This window comes from Flammeovirga sp. EKP202 (genome assembly GCF_014534745.1).
Lineage (GTDB): Bacteria > Bacteroidota > Bacteroidia > Cytophagales > Flammeovirgaceae > Flammeovirga.
In genome coordinates, this window is record NZ_JACVVP010000039.1 from 16,528 (window position 1) to 35,151 (window position 18,624).

Sequence of the window (18,624 nt, forward strand, 5' to 3'; positions counted from 1 at the left end):
TTAAACAATAATATCACACATAGTGAAAAATATAACATTATGTTATAAAAAAAACGGAATATTTTAACATCCCGTTTTTATGAAACAATTTATAGGAAATACAACTTGAATTATTTCGTCAAGTTTTGTCCATTTTCAAATTGCTCCCAGTCTTCTTCAAACTTTTCCACTACTGAACCAGAAAACTGATAATGATGCATCATTTGTGAGCCTGATTCTAAAATGGCTTCTACTTCCTCCACCCACTCATCTTCAACCACAGCAACGATTGCTGAAGTTCCTGGATGAATAGATTCTTTGATATCTTTCAGTAGATCTGTTGGTATGTTGAGTGCATCACTATTCAGCCATCCCGCAATAGCTCCGCCTCCTACTCCTGCAGCAAGAGAACCGGCCAAAACTTGTGATGCAAAAACAGCAGCTCCATACATTGCTCCTACTGGGCCAACCAACATTCCAATTAAACCACCGACTACAGCACCCCAGAAAGCATCACGACCTTCAGTGTCATGAAGTACTGTTTTTCCTTCTTTACTTTTTGTGATTACAGTATAAGCTTTTAGGTCGAGCTCATCATTTTTTTCTTTTGAAGATAGAATTTTGAATTCTTCATCTGCTTTGTGCTCTTCATTATAGATTGCTATAATTAATTTCTTGGAAGTTTTCATTTTAAGTAAGTTTGGTTAATTCTGATATAAAAAAACTCTATATAAATATCACTATTTTTTAATAATAACCACCACCAAAATCAATCATTCCTATTGAACAAACACTTCATGATTGATTTTCAAATATTTAAAAATATCTTCACTTTTTTATTCACATAAAAAAAACGGAATGTTTTAACATCCCGTTTTTAATAAGAGTAATTATCAAATCATATATTAATTCGTTGGGTTATTTACTTTTTCAAATTGCTTCCAGTCTTCTTCAAATCTTTCTACTACAGTATCTGAGAACTGATAGTGATGCATCATTTCAGCACCAGAAGCTAAAACGGCTTCTACTTCATCCACCCAATCTTCTTCAACTACCGCTACAATAGCTGAGGTTCCTGGATGAATTGATTTCTTTATGTCTGTCAACAAATCTGTTGGAATTTTGAGCGCGTCACTATTCAACCATCCTGCGATTGCACCTACTCCTACTCCTGCAGCAACTGAACCTGCAAATACCTCTGCTGCGAACAAAGCGGCTCCATAAATAGCTCCAACTGGCCCGATAAGCATGCCTATCAAACCGCCGATCACTGCTCCCCAAAATGCATCACGGCCTTCGGTGTCATGAAGAACTGTCTTCCCTTCCTTGCTTTTAGTGACTACTGTGTAAGCTTTCAAATCAAGCTCATCTTTCTTCTCTTTGTTGGAAAGAATTTTGAATTCCTCATTTGCTTTATGCTCATCATTATAAATGGCAACAATCAGTTTTTTAAAAGTTTTCATCTTAGTACAAGTTTGGTAAAATATATTCAATTGAGATATTGTATTATCTACACTTACAATTTCACATATTTAATGTACTTTTTTGATGACGAGCATCACTTAATTGACTTCTTTTATCATTGTTACTCCCTGATTATCAATCACTCTATCAGCCACACCCCATATTGTTTTCAATACAGATTGTTGTAATTCAACTATCATTTTTTCGGTGTAATTTTCTGGAAGAATGACATTATTATCCTTAGGATAAGAAGGCAATACAGGAAGGCTTTCATTTTGTAATTGATCTATAGATGTGATGAGATAAGTAAATTCTTCTAATGAATTTGTTCTTTCATCAATATAGCTGGTTTGATCTGCAGGCAGTAATGCAATACGATTTCTTATATCTTCAATATCAGGAAGTTTACCATTAACCGATGAGTAAATGGCGTAGTATTTTGGGAAATCTCCATCTTTAGCCTTTTGAGGCGTTTCCCATTCAAGACTTATCCCCTCCTTTCCTGTCATAATTTTAGCAGATAAAGGAGTATTAGGTTTTGTAGCATCTATCCATGGCATTAGGGGAGGCAATGCTGGATACTCATAGAATTGCATTAAACTATCCGCAATTCCTCCTTGGTTGTTTAATAAAGAGGTAGAATTATAATATACACTTCCCAATACATTATCTAAATCTCTGCAATGTTGGATCTGCAATGGTAACTCATTGTTATCTCTCCAGCCTCTTTCCAAACTTACTTGTACCCTGTAAGTGGCGTGACCTACATACAAGTGTTTTCCAAAGGTATTTTGAGACCACCAAGTCACTAAAGGTTTAAAAGGAATTTTTCGGTGTTGTGAACTTTGATATACTTGTGGTGCCACATAATCAATCCAACCATTTTGTAACCATAACCTCACATCAGCATAGAGATGATCATATGAAGTATAACCCGATTTGGTTGGTGAACCGTCCATATCCATTCTATCATTTCTCCAAACACCATAAGGACTGATACCAAATTTTAAGCCTGGCTTTTTTTGAAGTAATAGTTCATGAACGTCCTGAATAAATGTATTGATATTACTTCTTCTCCAATCACGGATATTCTCTCCTGTAACTTTATACTTTCTGTATGTCAATCTATCTCCTTTAATCTCTCCATGATCAGGGTAAGGATAAAAGTAATCGTCAAAGTGCAATGCATCAATGTCATAGTTAGAGATCAACTCCTCAATTACTTTTATAATGTATTCTCGAGCTTCTGGAATACCAGGATTAAGTATTGCCAAAGTGTTGTATTTTAAAATCCATTCGGGGTGAGTTTTAGCAATATGATCATCCGTAACTTTTACATATTCTGTATTTGTGATTGCTCTAAAAGGATTGACCCATGCATGAAACTCCATTCCTCTTTGATGTGCTTCCTTAATCATAAATTCTAAAGGATCATAAAACGGACTTGGAGGTACACCCTGTTCACCTGAAATACATTTAGCCCATGGTTCATAATTACTTGGGTAAATCACATCTGCACTTGCTCTCACTTGAACAATTACTGTATTGATTCCTCTTTTCTTATGAAAGTTAAGCAAGCGTATAAATTCTTCTTTCTGCTGTGAAGCATTGTCATGAATATCATAAGGCCAATCAATTGCATTTAAAGTGGCCACCCAAACCCCTCTGAATTCTCTTTTAGGATAATGATCTTGTCCAAATAATTGAAAAGTGAGTAAAACAGTAGTAATAAAAAATGATAAAAACCTCATTATCAAATATTTAATTAAATATTTAAAAGAGTACTTCGATTAAAAAAACTCTATATATTAGTAATAAAACACCATTAAATTTACGACCAAATTTTGATAATATTAAGGAAATTAAAAGTTTATCTTCCATTATTTATAGATTTCACTTTAATTTATGAATTGCTATACCTTTTAATTAGGGAAAATTTGAATCACTTCATACATTTGTGACTCACAAATTCAACATTATGCAGCATTTTTTTAAACAGTTAAATACCTTTTTTATTAGTCTTTTTGTAGGATTTACATTCATAAGTTGTAGTTACATAGGAGTTGAAAATGAGTTGGATGATTTGACGATCCAAAACTTACAAATGGCTTCCTTGAACTCTTATTACATATTAACTCCACCTAATGAGAGAATTGAAAGTGTTCCTTATGCTTATTCCAACACAAGAGATAGTGTTTTTCAGAAGCTACAAATTGAATTAACGAAAATAAAAACGGTTAGCTTTAAGAGAATTACACTTAGTGTGATAGCTCCAACTGATTCTAGTTTGGTGATTATTGATTCTATTGATGTGTACCTAAGTAATACATTAGATGAAAGAACAAGAGTGGGTTATATCCATGATATTCCTGCCAATATAACTGACAAATCACTGGATCTAATTTTGAATGTTAATGAAGATAGTGCTGGATTGATAATGAAAGCAGACACTGCCTTTTTTGTCACTGATGTTTACCTAAGATCTGCTGTAAGAAGTGATTCTATGACTTTTCAAACGCTTGGAGAGTATTCTATTAAAGGACAATAAACTTCGGCCTTATCAATAAGCTAAATTATTATTTGACCTAATATTTTAAGGCTCAAAACCATTACCTACCAATTCAATAAATTAAATCGATGAAAAAAATTTACTTAATGCTCCCTTTACTTTTGGGAGCAATCATTTCGTTGGCTCAAGAAAATCAAAGTGTTCTGACTTTTGATGAGATCATGAGTGGTGAAGATTACATTGGCAAATCACCAACAAAGGCATTTTGGGCCAAGGACTCTAAGACCATCTATTTTTATTGGAATAAAGAAAATAATGCTTTTGAGTCGCTGTATAAGGTTGATATTAAATCAAAACAATACTCAAAAGTTACACCTGAAGAGGAAAAACACCTTCCCTCGGCTTATGGTAGTTGGAACAGTGATCAAACTAAAAAAGTTTATATAAAAAATCACAACCTTTTTGTTTATGACTTCAAAAAAGGGGTTCAAAAACAAATAACCAATACGCTTGAGAGTAAATCGAATGTAAAGTTTTTGGATGACAATGCTAAAATTGCTTACAAGCAAGGAAATAATATTTTTATTTGGGATGAGAAGACTGGAATCACAAATCAGGTGACGAACATTGTAAGAGGTAACGCTCCAAAAACACCAACAACTTCTCCTCAAAATGCCTTTCTAGAAGAGCAACAAAAAGAATTATTCGAGATTGTAAGACGCAGAGAAGAAAGAAAAGAGGCCAGAGAGCAACATAATGAGTTGACAAGTATCAAATCAAAAGAAAAAATCTATTTGAACGGTCAGTACCTTTCAGATATTGTAGTCAGTAATGATGCCAACTATGCTGTATTTTCTTTAGGGAAAAGTGTAGGAAATCATGCCACTGAAATGCCCGTTTGGGTTGAAGGTACTGGATATGTCAAAATGCAAAATGCTCGCCCTAAAGTCGGTAGTCCAGAAAATACTTTTAAAAACTTCGTGTATGATGTCAATAAAGATACTGTCTACACTATCGATCTTAGTCAACTTTCAGGTATTCAAGACACTCCAAAATATTTTGAAAATTATCCTGAAAGAGATTCGTCTTTATTGAATCAAACACGAAAGGTTGTGATGCATCCCCCTCACTTTTCACCTCAAAATAACTATGCAATAGCAGACGTCAGAGCCTATGACAATAAGGACCGATGGTTAATCCAAATTAACTTACAAGATGGATCATTTGAAGAAATAGATCGTCAACATGATGATGCATGGATTGGTGGTCCAGGTATTAGTGGATGGAATTTCTGGATTGAACCAATTGGTTGGATCAATGAAAATACGCTTTGGTATCAATCAGAAAAAACGGGCTACTCCCACTTATATACTTATAATGTGGAGACCAAAGAGACGAAAGCAATTACATCAGGCAATTTTGAAATCCATAAAACGGAAGTATCAAAAGATAAAAAATACTTCTATTTAACTTCAAATAAAGAAAATAGTAGCGAAGTTCACTTCTACAAAGTGGGTATCAACGGAGGGGAAATGATAAAAATTACGGAAGCTGTTGGGCACCATAATAGCACGCTTTCACCCGATGAAAAATATATTGCAGATATTTATTCTTACTCCAACAAACCTGAGGAATTATACATTCAAGCTAACAAACCAAATGCTGAATGGGTAAAAGTAACTAAGTCCACCACCGAAGCATTTGATCAATACGAATGGAGAGTCCCTAACGTAGTTACTTTCAAAGCAAAAGATGGTAAAGATGTTCATGCAAGACTTTATAAGCCTGAAGCGAACAAGGACCAACACAAAGCTGTAATTTTTGTACATGGTGCAGGGTATCTTCAAAATGCACACAATTGGTGGAGTGTTTATTACAGAGAGTATATGTTCCATAACATGCTTGTGGATAATGGCTACACTGTATTGGATATTGATTACAGAGCTTCTGCAGGTTACGGTAGAGAATGGAGAACGGGTATCTATCGTCATATGGGAGGCTTAGATTTATCAGATCATGTAGACGGTGCAAAATACTTAGTCGAACAACAGGGAGTTGATCAAAACAGAATCGGTATTTACGGAGGGTCGTATGGTGGATTTATCACTTTAATGGCGATGTTCAATGAAAGCGAAACGTTTAAAGCAGGTGCCGCAATTCGTTCGGTTACTGATTGGGCACACTATAATCATCCTTATACTTCCAATATTTTGAACACCCCTGCACTAGATCCAGAAGCTTTTAAAAGAAGTTCTCCTATTTACTTTGCTGAAGGTTTAAAAGGAGATTTATTAATCTTACATGGGATGGTCGATGACAACGTTCAATTTCAAGATGTAGTGCGATTATCACAAAGATTAATTGAACTCAAAAAAGAAAATTGGAATATGGCACTTTACCCCATCGAACCTCACGGTTTTAAGGAAACTACAAGTTGGATTGATGAATACAAAAGGATTTTCAACCTGTTTCAAGAAAAATTATAATTCTGAAAAATTAAGCAGCTACTCTCTAAAAGGGTAGCTGTTTTAGTATATTTTTTTGTATTTTTCCTATATTTCAGAATAAAACATTCAAATTTATTGTTCAATTTACTAGACTTGCTCGTACTATGGAAGAAATAAAAAAACATGTATTGGATTGTAGCAACCTCAATTGCCCAATGCCAATCGTAAGAATAGCAAAAACTATTAGAACCATTGAAGTTAATGAACAAATAGAGGTAACTGCTACTGATCCTGCATTTAAGGCAGACGTAGAAGCTTGGATCAGAAAAACTGGCCACCTCTTAATATCATATGCAGAAGAAGGTAGAAGTAGAATCGCTATTATAGAAAAAACTAAATAACTTATCAGAGTAATGGAAGACCAAAAACTTAAAGAATATATTGACGCTCTTGTTGAAGAAAAAGTAAACGAAAAAACTCTAGCCTTTCAAAATCAACTTGAAAATATTCAACAACAACTCAGTACTGTTCAGGTTAGGGAAAATGAGAAAATCACAATGCTTGTGACGAGCTTTGAATTAGACAAAGTCATTCCTGCATTTATCATTGCCAATGGAGCTGCTAGTTTTGGAATGGATGTCACACTCTTTTTCACTTTATGGGGAATAAACGCTCTCAAAGAAAAATCTATCTATAAAGGAAAGAACATCAAAGAGAAAATGATCACTATGATGTTACCGAGTAATCCTAAGTCCACTACAATTTCAAGACTTAATATGATGGGTGTAGGCACAAGTATGATGAAGATGATGATGAAAGAAAACAACATCGAAACTCTTCCTGACCTTATTGATCTTTCAATTGACATGGGAGCAAAATTAATTGCTTGCCAGATGACAATGGGAATGATGGGAATTACTACTGACGAAATACGTAAAGATGTTGATTTTGGTGGCGTTGCTTTATACATAGAGGAAGCCTCTGAATCAAACATCACTCTTACTTTTTAAACTAGAATGCTTTCTTATGAAAGTGGATGATCTACAAAATAAAATAAAGGAACTAGAGAAAGAACTCAACGCTAAAAATGAAGAAATAAAACGCCTGAAAGAGAGTGAAACAGCCCTTGCAGACGCCAATATTCGTATAGCCGAGCTTTTTGTAGACCTTGAAGACGCTCAAGAAAGAATCATTGATCAAAAAAATGAAATCCAGCAACAGAATGAAGAGTTAAGTGAGCATTTAGAAGAACTTTCAATGATCAACGAGCAATTAAATATTGCTCAAACGTTGAATGTAAACTTACAAAATCATAAGCTTCAAGCGGATATCATCAAAAGAGCACATGAAAAAATTCTAAGCAGTATACATTATGCTCAAAATATACAAAAGAGCATTTTTCCTTCTTCAGAAACACTTCGAAAAAACCTTTCCAATTACTTCAAAATCTTCACTCCTAAAGATTTAGTAGGAGGAGATTTTTATTGGAGTAAAAAAGTCGGTGATTACAATATTTTTGTGGTGGCAGATTGTACAGGTCATGGCGTACCAGGTGCTTTTATGACACTCATTGCTATTACATTATTGGACCGTTTTGTAGTAGAGCAAAATATTGTCAATCCTAAGATTCTCAATACAAAAATTGATGAAGCAATCATTACCCTACTTAAACAGGATGATGAGAATAGTAATCGTGACAGTATTGATATGACAATCTTTTGTGAAGACCTTCAAAGTAAAACGATAAGCATTTCAAGTGCCAAAAGAATGTACTTTAGAAGTTCCGACCATGGAGAATTAGAAGTCGTGAAAGGTGACCGATATACTGTTGGTGATAATTCTGTTGATCAAAAAGTGTTTACAAATAAGGAATACGAAAGAAAACCCGGTGACCGATATTATTTCTTCTCTGATGGTGTAACAGATCAGTTTGGAGGCCCTAGAAATAAAAAATTAGGCTCTAAAAACTTGATCAGGTTCCTGAATACGATTCAATCAAAGCCTCTTTTCCAACATCAAAGTCTTTTGGAGGATTTCCTAACGGAATGGATGAAAGACGAGCAACAAATTGATGATATTATTATTACAGGGCTTGAAATAGCATAAAGATAAGTAAAGTAGGGTTTTATGATTAAAAATTATAGGACCCTACCATTAACTTATTGCCCTCTGCATCCAAGAGTTCTAATTCAAAATCTCCATCTTTATTTCTCTCTTCAGAAACTTTCACCTCAAGATCACTGCTTGGTAACTTCACTGGCTTAATAAACTTTACGCCCATTACCTTTAGATTCACATCCAAGCTATTTTGGATCATCTCATACACCTTAGCGTACATTCCAAAGCCATGAAGGATTGTGCTTTTAAAGGGTGTTGCCTTTGCTATAAAATCAACCCAGTGCAAAGGGTTTAAATCTCCAGTCAAAACACCGAACTCAAAACCGGCATTTTTTTGAACAGACCATTTCCCGATCGATTTATAAGTCAACTCTTCTTCCTGAGTTTTTTTAGCATTCGTTTTTTGTTTTTTTCCTATGATAAAAGAAACAAACAGCAACACTTCAATACACAATATCCCTTTTTCAAAGATCATCATTTTCTGACGAACTTTAGCCCTACCATTCTCTTCCTCAACACTTATGATCTCAGTCTCTAAGTCAATGTTATGATGACCAGATAACGTTTGATGACTTTTGATCTCGACACCTTGATTAATGATTTTGGCGAGGGGGTATTTTAATTGATTAAGTACATTTAGCCCAAATGAAAGTCCAAACTGCGATAGCATATGTGGTGGCAAGCCATTGTACCTCTTTTCTTCGGCTCCCGTCCATCTTTTGTATATTTCTTGTAAGTCTGTGGAAGGCGGAGAAACGGTTTTAGTGTGTAATCCTGAAAAATCACCTGATGACTTTTTAAGAAAAGGGAGTAGCGTTTGAACAAAGGTTCTTCCTACTACATAAAGCATTGGGCCTTGTTGTAAAAGATATTTTTTGGAAACTTTCATCTGATAATTTAAATAAAAAAACACATATTCAAGCTGTTTTTTCTACACCTCAAATATGTGTTCAAAATTAATAGAATAAGAATGCAATCAAAAAATATCTTCTAAAACCTATAAAAGACTTTCCCAACCACCTGCATTGTATACTTCTTTGACCCCAGCAGCTTCGATGAGGGCTTTAGCTACCCCTGCTCTACCTCCTGACAAGCAGCATACAATCAGAGGAGAACCTAAATCCTTCACCTCACCAATTCTTGATTGTATCTCATTTACAGATATATTTACTGAGCCTTCAATATGGCCAGCATCAAATTCTTCTTTTGATCTCACATCCAATATTCTTGCACCTTCTGCTCTTAATTCATTAATATTCATAGTGTTATTATTATTTATCCTAAACTTTTATTAGTTCAAAGGTAATAGGTTGTAAACAATACAACTGTAACAAATATCACACTGACAAAAGTTCACGTTCAAAACAAAAGATGTAATGAAAGATTTAGTGAATTGTTAATGCTTTTTCTAAGTCTTCAACTGAAGGAGCAAAAGAATATCCTCCTGAAACCGCTGTAGAGAATTCCATAATTCTATCAGAAACCTTGTCCTCAGTATTACCGAGCATTCTCTCTAATTGAATGTCCACTCTAAAAGGATCACAAGTGTAGGCAATGAAAAACAATCCTTTTTCTAAAGCTGAGCCATAAGGAAAAGACCTACGCCAAATTTTCATGGCAACACCATCATGTTTAGCATCTGTTCTTGATACATGTGAGTTTTCCGGCATATCATCCCCTTCCAACTCAATACTATCTTCTTTTGTTCTACCGATTATTTTTTCTTGTACAGCAACCGGCAACTGATTGAATTTATCTAAGTCATGTACCCATTTTTGATGAAATACAAAACTGCCGTTAGCTCCAATTTCGTTTGCAGGAATTAGTGCCGCAAGGTATTTTTGCTCCTCCTTTGGGTTTGCCGACCCATCTACAAAACCTGTTAAGTCTCTATTGTCCTTATATACAAATCCATTTTCAGAAAGAACTACTTCAAAAATGTCTTTCAATATATCCTCAATTTGAAGCGTCGCATCTAATACCGATGATTGGTCCGTTCCCAAAACTCTGAAATAAAGATCTGCTTGAGTGGAAGGCATCTGATGCCCATTTTTACCTTCTAAGGTTGAGAAGTCATTGAATTTTCCCAAAGTAAAGTCCGATAACATAGACCACAACTTTTTACCAAACGATACTACAACATTTATATTTTCCGCTTTACGTTCTAGTACTGTATGAATCGCTTTTCTGATTTTAGTAAGGTCATTTTCAACTAATTTGTATTCAGATACATTAAAACAATTTGCATTGTCTGTAAATATACCTTCTTGATAATTAGGCATTTCGGTGTAATTAAAATTAAATGATAGAATATTTTTTGTTAAAGATAAGAGCTCAATTTGTGTTTTTATGGTGATAATTGTTAGCAAACAATCTCAACGCATCAAAAATTGTCATAAATTTTACTAATTCACCTAATCAAGTGTTTAACAAAGCATTCTATTAAGAAATAGTGATATATATTTTTGTTATATTGCAATATTGCAACAATATCTATTATACATTATAAACCACCACATGTTGACTAAAATAATTTATACGATTTTCATTTTACCTATAACCTTGCTGCCTTTCAGGCTACTTTATGCTTTTTCTGATGTACTCTATTTTATACTTTATAAAATACTAGGATATCGTACATCTGTGGTACGTGAAAATTTAAGAAATTCTTTTCCCGATAAATCAAAAGAAGAACTAAAACACATAGAAAGTGAATTTTACAAACACCTGTGTGATATAATTTGCGAAAGCTTTAAAGTTTTCAACATTAAAAAAGAAGAAATATTTGAAAGATGTGTCTATAAAGACCTTGATCTATTAGAAAAATATAAAGATAGAAACTTATGTATTGTCGGCGGGCATTATAACAATTATGAATATGCTGCCACAACGGCAACAGGTTGGGTTGGACGACAAGTGAGTTGTTTGTTCTCTAAGTTAAGTAATGATTTTTTCAATGGAAGAATTACTGAGTCTAGAAGTCAATTTGGCTTGCAAATGATCCAGAAAGATTTTGCAAAAGATTTTATCAATAAAAAACATGATGAACCTTTTAGTTTAATTTTTGGGGCTGATCAATCTCCTACCTTTAGTAAAAATGTTATTTGGACTAATTTCCTAAATCAAGAAACAGCATGTTTCTTTGGTCCTGAAAAATATGCTAAAGAAAACGACATGGTGGTGATTTATACAAGAATCACAAAACCTAAAAGAGGTTATTATGTCGTTAATTTTGAAGTGGTCACTGAGAACCCTCTGCTAGAACCTCACGGTGAAATTACGGTAAAGCATAACCGAATATTGGAAAAGGATATTATCAACAATCCACAATATTGGCTATGGACACATAAAAGATGGAAAAGAGATAGAAAGCCTGAAGAACAAATCATGACTTCTACTTTTGCCTAGAAACAAAAACGCCTTGAACTTTTAAAATTCAAGGCGTTTTTTATTTATTTTCCTAATACTAAGAAACTTCCATTTAATAAGTTTTCTTTATTGTATCTGAAAATTTCATCTTCAGTATTGCCAACAAAAACAGTACCTCCAGCAGCTTCTACTACTGCTTGACCTGCAGCTGTATCCCACTCCATAGTAGGTCCATGTCTGTAATAAAGGTCTGCCTTTCCTTCAGCAACCATACAGAATTTTAAAGAGCTACCTACTGACATTGCATCAGTTACTTGGTATTTCTCTAAAATTTCCTCCTCAGCAGGGTTAGCATGAGATTTTGATCTTACTGCAACACGGTCTCCCGCTTTCCATTCAACTTTGATTGGGTCAAGAATACCTTTTTCACCTTTCTTGGCCCCTACTCCATCGATACCCACATAAATGACATCTTTAACAGGAACATAGATTACACCTAATACAGGTTTTTTATTTGAAATTAATGCAATGTTTACAGTAAATTCTCCGTTTCTGTTGATGAACTCTTTTGTTCCATCCAATGGATCTACACACCAGTACGTTTCCCAATCTTTTCTTTCGTCGTAAGACATTTCCTTACCTTCTTCCGATAAAATCGGGAAATCAAAATTTGATAATCCCTTCATGATTACCTCATGAGAGGCTTTATCTGCAAGTGTTAGAGGTGAGTTATCTGATTTCACTTCTACACCTAAATCTTCTTGCTTATAAATTTCTAAAATCGCATGTCCTGCGTCAACAGCAATCTGAATTATTTCTTCAGAAATTTTTTCTAAATCCATTGTAAGTGTTTGTTTAATTTATTTCCGGAATATTAGACATCAAAAATAGGGCTAACAATGGTTAGAAAAAAAATATTTTACATCAAAACGTGTGGACGGATAGGTTTTAATGCATCTGGTAAAGGAATATTCCCTAATTCGTCTTTGATATTTATTTCAATAGTTCTTGAAAGTGTAAGCATTGGGGTATCAGAAGATTTATCCTCAAATGGATCTTGCAGGTAAGTCGCAATTCTCTCAATAACCAAAAATGCTAAGGCTAATGTAAGACTAGTGACCAATAAAACTAATCCATTCGTCTCCACTAAACCATATGGAACTGAAAATATGAATAAGTAAATTAATATCTCCAATAACAATGTATACATAGACGGAAAGACCGTATTCTTAATTCGTTCACACTTACCCATTGAGTCCGTTAATTTTGATAAGGTCTCATCCAGTTGTACAAGTTGATATGTATCAATGTAACCGTCTTTGTAGAGGTCTCTCAGCATTTTTCCTTGTGTAAATAATAAAGAATTAGGAACGTTCTTACTCTTCATCAACTTAGGTAATTCATCTTTAGGAACTAAACCTCCAATATCTTTTAATGTATCTTGTTTTCGAAGATGTCTTGCTAATGAATAACACCATGCGGCCTGACGAAAAGCCATTTCAATCACAACATCTTTTGTCTTAGGATCGGTTTTTACAAAAGTCATTAATTGGCGTACCCATGATCTACTGTCGTTTACAATGGCTCCCCAAACCATTCTTGCTTCCCACCATCTCTGATAGGATGAATTGGTTCTAAAAGCTAATAATAATGAAATAGCCGTACCAGGTACAGTGATAATGCCTAAAGGCAAGCTTAGGTTGTTTAATAGGTGCTCATCATCTAAAATTGAGAGAAATAGCATGTAAATGGTGATAATTAAGGCTGAAAACCACAAATCACTAACTAACCTATTCCAAGGGATATACAGTCTTGTTACCATTTAATTTAAATGTAATTCTTAATGAAAAAGTATTGGTATGTTTTTAAACTATGATTTTAATTTAGAACAATACACTCAAAAAAAATAAAGAAAAATATCTTCTCATGTAATGAATGGAAGTTTTTTATTGTTTAAGCTAAATAATTCAACAAATTCTTTTTTTCAATCAATATTCTTACACCAAAGAACTATTTTTTACAATTTGTAAATCATTTCGAATTACAGCTAACTAAAACTATATCATACCACTCACAAAGTGTATTATTACATGATAATCAAGGATTTAAATAACAGTTCAAAATTTGTTATTTTGCAATATGACAGAACAATTTTATTTCTATTGTTATAATTTCCATAAATATTAATTCACTCTAAATTACTTCTTTACTGTACTTGAATGGGCTTGTTTATCAATATATCAAATGTCCAACAATGAAGCTTGTTTTCTGTTTTAAGATTTCAACAAATTACTTTCAAAGGTAATTTTAAAACAACAACAAGATTGTATTCTGAACAAACCCAATTGTGCTTTTAAACTATAATTTCTCTTTTAACTGAAAACATCATGTATAAACTAGTAAAACTAGGTTTACTCACCTTGTTGCTAATTGGATTTGCTTGTCAAACCAAAATCAACGAGCAGGTTGTTACACCCAAAAATACAACTGATCAAAAATCAAATGTAAGAATGCCATTTAGTCAAAAGGTATATCTTTTAAACAATAAAAACGGGTATTCAGACCTCTATGAAGTAAAATACGATTTTCAAGGACTCGGTTCTTCTACCCTTTTAAACCACCTCAAAACATTTAATGGCCATTCACATATGACGGTTTCTCCGGATGGCGAAACACTCGTTATCGTTAATAACGGAAAAAATAAAAAAGGAAATAATGAAGGAAAAATATTCTTCTACCAACCAAAAAGCAGGGCTGAGAAAAGCTTCAAATTAAGAAAAGCAAATGGGAAAGGTGTAGTGAATACTGGTAAAAAAGTTGGGATTACACAAGTTGATTTTGACAGGAAAGGAAGGTTATTTATTGCGGGCGGTTTTTATGAAGTTGTTCCAACAATGAGTTTATCAAACGGTAAACTAAAAGCTGTTTCTTTTGATTCAGACATCCGAGACTGGTGGGATTTTGCATCACTTCAGGGCTCAACAATGCAATATTTAACAACTAAAAACTATCTAAGAGTTGCAGCAAATGACATTGTAATTGCTGAAGGTGAGGATGACGACGATGATCAACTTACCAATGATTATTTCAGCAATGATCAAGTTTCCACTTCTTTTGATCCAAATTCAAAATTGAAGTTTAAGGGAGGAGATATTACTTTCACACAAAGTAGTGTTGAAACTGGAGGTTTCGAAGAAGAGCATTTAATCACATTTACTCGTGCGTATGGTGGAGCCGCTATAAAAGTTAAGATCGGTATGGGAGCGAACGGTAAACCCAAAGTAAATGGGGAATACCTATTCAATATCGATAAAAAAGTAACAGGAGCGGCATTAATGGGTGATAATCATGTTATAGTTTCCACTGCTGGGAGAAACGCGTTCAAAATTTATTCGCTTGATGGTGATATAATTGCTTCTCCTAGCATTACTTTCACGCAAGAGACCATTGATAAGGGGAAAAACTTCACTAAGACATCTGCCGGTGATATGGCATGTACTCAAGTTTTTGATTTGGAAGGTGAAAGTGGTACCGATGGTTTGGTTACTGATAGAGTAATACGAAACCCTGGAGGTGCAAATGACGATGCTTGGTTTCATGAGTATTGGAACTTAGCCGAAATGAAACTCTACCGACCTAATTATTCTTATGATGTCACACCTGATGATATGCCTGAAGTCAATAAAGACCAAAGAAAAAATTCAGCAAACGCTGATATTGCAGATCTGAGAGAAAGACCCAAATTGTTTACGTCACTTGGAGGAAATGGAGGCTATGCTATCATGAAATTCCGAGCTCCTACCGTTGTTACGAGCTCCACTTATATACAAGTCGTTGAAACAACGTGGGGAAGAAGTCCTGATTATGAATATTATAAAAAGGATAATCAAGGTGTATATTATGAGGACAACTCAGCCATTCAAAGAGCATGGAATTCTTATTCAGAAAGAGCAAAAGTATACGTTTGGGTAGCTTCTGACGGAAAACAACCAAGATACATCAATGACACTTGGATTGGGGATACAAATAGTAGCAACAATATGGGACAATGGATAGAAATTGGTACTGCAAGGTTAACGAATAATATCTTCCCTCTAGCTCATATTGCAGAAAATACAAATGGGCTAAACTATGGAGATGTAATTCAATGGGTAAAAATAGTAGATCATGAAAGTGAAGAAAGTGATTGTTTCGATATCAACTTTGTCTCTGCTTTTTCTAATTATTGTGAAGATTATGGTGCTGGTGATTTTGAAAATATAGTAGATAAAAATGCCTTTGTCAATACATACCTAAGAGGGTATAACTATGCCGACCGTCTAGATCAAAACAACGAAGAAGGTCTTGTCACTTTCACCAACAATCCAAAGAGTGTACATCATAGTTTTATGAACAAAGACCTTGGAGATAACGTCATGGTAGTAAATGCTGCACAAGATGATAATTCTAATAGAAATTCACATAATCAGCCAGGCATTGCCGATGACTCTAGAACATTCTTCAAAGACTATATTCCGGTGTTGGCAGGAGAAACGTATTACTTCTCAGCTGAAGTATTGAACGTCATACAATGGGGTGACCTTAATGATCCACTTTTGGATATGTATATTGATTATAATATTGGATTCAATAATGCCAATAGGGTTTCATTAGATCAACCTCTAAACCTTGTAGAAGGAGACTATTGGCAACAGATGTACCTTGAGTTTACCGCCCCAGCAAGTGGTATTGTGACGATAGGTATCGCTGAAATAAGTGATAAATGGCTAGGAAATGATTTCGCCATTGACAATATATCATTTAGCTGTACACCACCCGTATGGCAGCGTGCCAGCCCATGCTTAGAAGTGTTGAAGATTAATTTTGAAGACAATAATGACGCTCCTTTTACATCAGAGTATGCGTTGGCTTCCAATACTTCAAATTCGTTGATTCCTCAAGGAAAATATATTATAACAGATAACCCAAGTTTTAATCATTTTTATTTCACCACTTTTGAAAACACAACAACAGCAATGATAGTCAATGGGTCTATCAGTTCATCAAACCCTGCCGCTTTAAGTACCAATGTAATGGTGGAAAGTGGGGCTCGATATACATTGTCTGTTGATTTAGGAGACATTAATATCAGTAATGATTCAGATATCAATTTGATTGTGACAATAGATGGAGTGGACTATCCTCATCTGGTACCCGATGTAAGTGGAAGTGCGACCAATGCTTGGACTACTTTTGAAAAGTGTTGGATTTCTAACTTTACAGGATCCGCGACCATTTCAATCAGGACTGATAATAATGGTGCTGGTGGAAATGATTTTGGAATAGATAACTTGATCGTTAAAAAAGATTGTTCAGATTGTCAGTAGTTTAATTTAAGCTTGCAAACACAAAAAGGGAATTACATAATTGTGATTCCCTTATTTTTTTGTAGTTTTTGTAATTCAATTTAAATAGGAATACATGAATTACGATTTTAATAAAATATACGATAGAGAAAGTACATATACTGTTAAATACGGTTTGAAAAAACAGTTATTTGGCACTGAAGATATAATACCACTTTGGGTGGCAGATATGGACTTGGCCGTAGCACCTGAAATTGTAGAAGCATTACAAAAGAGAGTCAGTCACCCTATCTACGGGTATACTATGCAAACGGATGTTTTTTGGGAATCTGCACAAAATTGGATCAAGAAAAGACATCAATGGGACATTGCAAGAAATGAATTTGTGTTTGCTCCAGGAATTGTTCCAGCACTTGGTTTCTTAGTCCAAGCTTTCTCTGAAGTCAATGATAAAGTAGGAATTTTCACTCCCGTTTATCCACCTTTCTACGAAAATGTGCAAAAGAATAAGAGAGAACTCATTACTTTTTCATTGCAAAATAAAGACAACCGATATTTCATTGATTTTAATGAAGTGGAAGATGCAATGAAAAACGGTCTAAAGTTGATCGTTTTCTGTAATCCTCATAATCCTTCAGGTAGAATGTGGAACAAAGCAGAACTGAATCAATTATTAGATTTATGTGAAAAATATGATGTCAATATCATTTCTGATGAAATCCATGCTGATCTGACTCTTTGGGGAAATAAGCACATCCCTTTTGCCTCTATATCTGATATCGCAGAGCAGAGAGTAATTACGTGTATGGCACCTTCTAAAACATTTAACTTAGCAGGCTTAAATTGTGCTTATCTCATTTTTAAAAATGAAATGTTAAAAGCAAAATACCTTCAATTAGTACAACATTTACACTTTGACTTTGGAGGAACGTTTGCCACTGAATCTATGATCGCTGCATATACTCATGGAGAACAATGGTATCAAGGGCTTCTTCAACATATTGAAAAAAACATTTCGTATGTAAAAGAAAAACTCGACCACTCTCCCATCAATGTAATGCATCCTGATGCGACCTACCTCCTATGGTTAAACTGTAAAACATTAGAACCAAGTGGTACTTTATTAAAAGAATTTTTCTATAAAAAATGTAAGGTTGGTGTTCAAGATGGAAGGCAATTCGGAATAGATGGTACTGGGTTTATGCGATTGAATACCGCAACACCCTTCCCAATTCTTGAAGAAGCAATCAATAGAATTACAAATTCTCTTTAAGAAGGCGTAAAATTCATTAATTTTATAGTAAATTATATTAGTACTCTCTTAAAAATAATGTAAAACGAAGTTTTCAGAGAAGATATTGAAACGACGAGGAGAGAATTTATATTGAGTGTG

Annotated in this window: 16 protein-coding genes; 8 read left to right on the forward strand and 8 right to left on the reverse strand. The window is 34.3% G+C overall.

Annotation, left to right across the window (positions count from 1 at the left end; genetic code table 11):
• Positions 1 to 110: 110 nt before the first annotated feature.
• The 3 genes from IC221_RS20615 to IC221_RS20625 form a co-directional block, all read right to left on the reverse strand.
• Positions 111 to 668 carry a DUF1269 domain-containing protein gene (locus IC221_RS20615; RefSeq protein ID WP_188170770.1) on the reverse strand — a complete coding sequence of 186 codons (558 nt, stop codon included), beginning with the start codon at positions 666 to 668 and terminating at the stop codon, positions 111 to 113.
• 216 nt (positions 669 to 884) lie between these two features.
• A complete protein-coding gene (locus IC221_RS20620) occupies positions 885 to 1,442 on the reverse strand; it encodes a DUF1269 domain-containing protein (protein ID WP_188170771.1) in 558 nt (185 codons plus the stop codon).
• Between the two features lie 99 nt (positions 1,443 to 1,541).
• Positions 1,542 to 3,194 (reverse strand): glycoside hydrolase family 10 protein, encoded by a 1,653-nt coding sequence (locus tag IC221_RS20625; RefSeq protein WP_188170772.1) that lies wholly within the window; start codon positions 3,192 to 3,194, stop codon positions 1,542 to 1,544.
• 227 nt (positions 3,195 to 3,421) lie between these two features.
• Between IC221_RS20625 and IC221_RS20630 the strand changes: the two genes are divergently transcribed.
• From IC221_RS20630 to IC221_RS20650, 5 genes are all read left to right on the forward strand, one after another.
• Positions 3,422 to 3,991, forward strand: a complete 570-nt coding sequence (locus IC221_RS20630; protein WP_188170773.1) for a hypothetical protein — start codon at positions 3,422 to 3,424, stop codon at positions 3,989 to 3,991.
• An 89-nt stretch (positions 3,992 to 4,080) separates the two neighbouring features.
• Positions 4,081 to 6,438 carry a prolyl oligopeptidase family serine peptidase gene (locus tag IC221_RS20635; protein WP_188170774.1) on the forward strand — a complete coding sequence of 786 codons (2,358 nt, stop codon included), beginning with the start codon at positions 4,081 to 4,083 and terminating at the stop codon, positions 6,436 to 6,438.
• A gap of 125 nt (positions 6,439 to 6,563) precedes the next feature.
• Positions 6,564 to 6,800: a sulfurtransferase TusA family protein gene (locus tag IC221_RS20640; protein ID WP_188170775.1), complete on the forward strand. Its 237-nt coding sequence runs from the start codon at positions 6,564 to 6,566 to the stop codon at positions 6,798 to 6,800.
• A 12-nt stretch (positions 6,801 to 6,812) separates the two neighbouring features.
• Positions 6,813 to 7,409 carry a DsrE/DsrF/DrsH-like family protein gene (locus IC221_RS20645; protein ID WP_052444670.1) on the forward strand — a complete coding sequence of 199 codons (597 nt, stop codon included), beginning with the start codon at positions 6,813 to 6,815 and terminating at the stop codon, positions 7,407 to 7,409.
• A 16-nt stretch (positions 7,410 to 7,425) separates the two neighbouring features.
• On the forward strand, positions 7,426 to 8,505 hold the full coding sequence (locus IC221_RS20650) for a SpoIIE family protein phosphatase (protein ID WP_188170776.1): 1,080 nt from the start codon (positions 7,426 to 7,428) through the stop codon (positions 8,503 to 8,505).
• 25 nt (positions 8,506 to 8,530) lie between these two features.
• Here IC221_RS20650 and IC221_RS20655 read toward each other — a convergent pair whose 3' ends face one another.
• The 3 genes from IC221_RS20655 to IC221_RS20665 all read right to left on the reverse strand — a co-directional run bounded on the left by IC221_RS20655 (position 8,531) and on the right by IC221_RS20665 (position 10,799).
• Positions 8,531 to 9,406, reverse strand: coding sequence for a MaoC/PaaZ C-terminal domain-containing protein (locus IC221_RS20655; RefSeq protein ID WP_188170777.1), 876 nt, complete (start codon positions 9,404 to 9,406; stop codon positions 8,531 to 8,533).
• A gap of 108 nt (positions 9,407 to 9,514) precedes the next feature.
• Positions 9,515 to 9,778 (reverse strand): rhodanese-like domain-containing protein, encoded by a 264-nt coding sequence (locus IC221_RS20660; RefSeq protein WP_188170778.1) that lies wholly within the window; start codon positions 9,776 to 9,778, stop codon positions 9,515 to 9,517.
• 124 nt (positions 9,779 to 9,902) lie between these two features.
• Positions 9,903 to 10,799 carry a Dyp-type peroxidase gene (locus IC221_RS20665; protein WP_188170779.1) on the reverse strand — a complete coding sequence of 299 codons (897 nt, stop codon included), beginning with the start codon at positions 10,797 to 10,799 and terminating at the stop codon, positions 9,903 to 9,905.
• Positions 10,800 to 11,034: 235 nt separating this feature from the next.
• On the opposite strand from IC221_RS20665, the gene IC221_RS20670 reads away from it, so the two are divergent.
• On the forward strand, positions 11,035 to 11,925 hold the full coding sequence (locus IC221_RS20670) for a lysophospholipid acyltransferase family protein (protein ID WP_188170780.1): 891 nt from the start codon (positions 11,035 to 11,037) through the stop codon (positions 11,923 to 11,925).
• Positions 11,926 to 11,969: 44 nt separating this feature from the next.
• On the opposite strand, the gene cysQ is transcribed toward IC221_RS20670, so the two are convergent.
• Both cysQ and IC221_RS20680 read right to left on the reverse strand, forming a co-directional pair.
• Complete coding sequence (cysQ, locus tag IC221_RS20675; RefSeq protein ID WP_188170781.1) at positions 11,970 to 12,728, reverse strand: 3'(2'),5'-bisphosphate nucleotidase CysQ; 759 nt, start codon at positions 12,726 to 12,728, stop codon at positions 11,970 to 11,972.
• Positions 12,729 to 12,805: 77 nt separating this feature from the next.
• Entirely contained in the window at positions 12,806 to 13,708 is a 903-nt protein-coding gene (locus IC221_RS20680; RefSeq protein WP_188170782.1) for a bestrophin family protein, read from the reverse strand.
• Positions 13,709 to 14,273: 565 nt separating this feature from the next.
• On the opposite strand from IC221_RS20680, the gene IC221_RS20685 reads away from it, so the two are divergent.
• Both IC221_RS20685 and IC221_RS20690 read left to right on the forward strand, forming a co-directional pair.
• A complete protein-coding gene (locus IC221_RS20685) occupies positions 14,274 to 17,252 on the forward strand; it encodes a hypothetical protein (protein ID WP_188170783.1) in 2,979 nt (992 codons plus the stop codon).
• 94 nt (positions 17,253 to 17,346) lie between these two features.
• Complete coding sequence (locus IC221_RS20690) at positions 17,347 to 18,504, forward strand: MalY/PatB family protein (RefSeq protein WP_188170784.1); 1,158 nt, start codon at positions 17,347 to 17,349, stop codon at positions 18,502 to 18,504.
• The last annotated feature ends 120 nt before the right edge of the window (positions 18,505 to 18,624 follow it).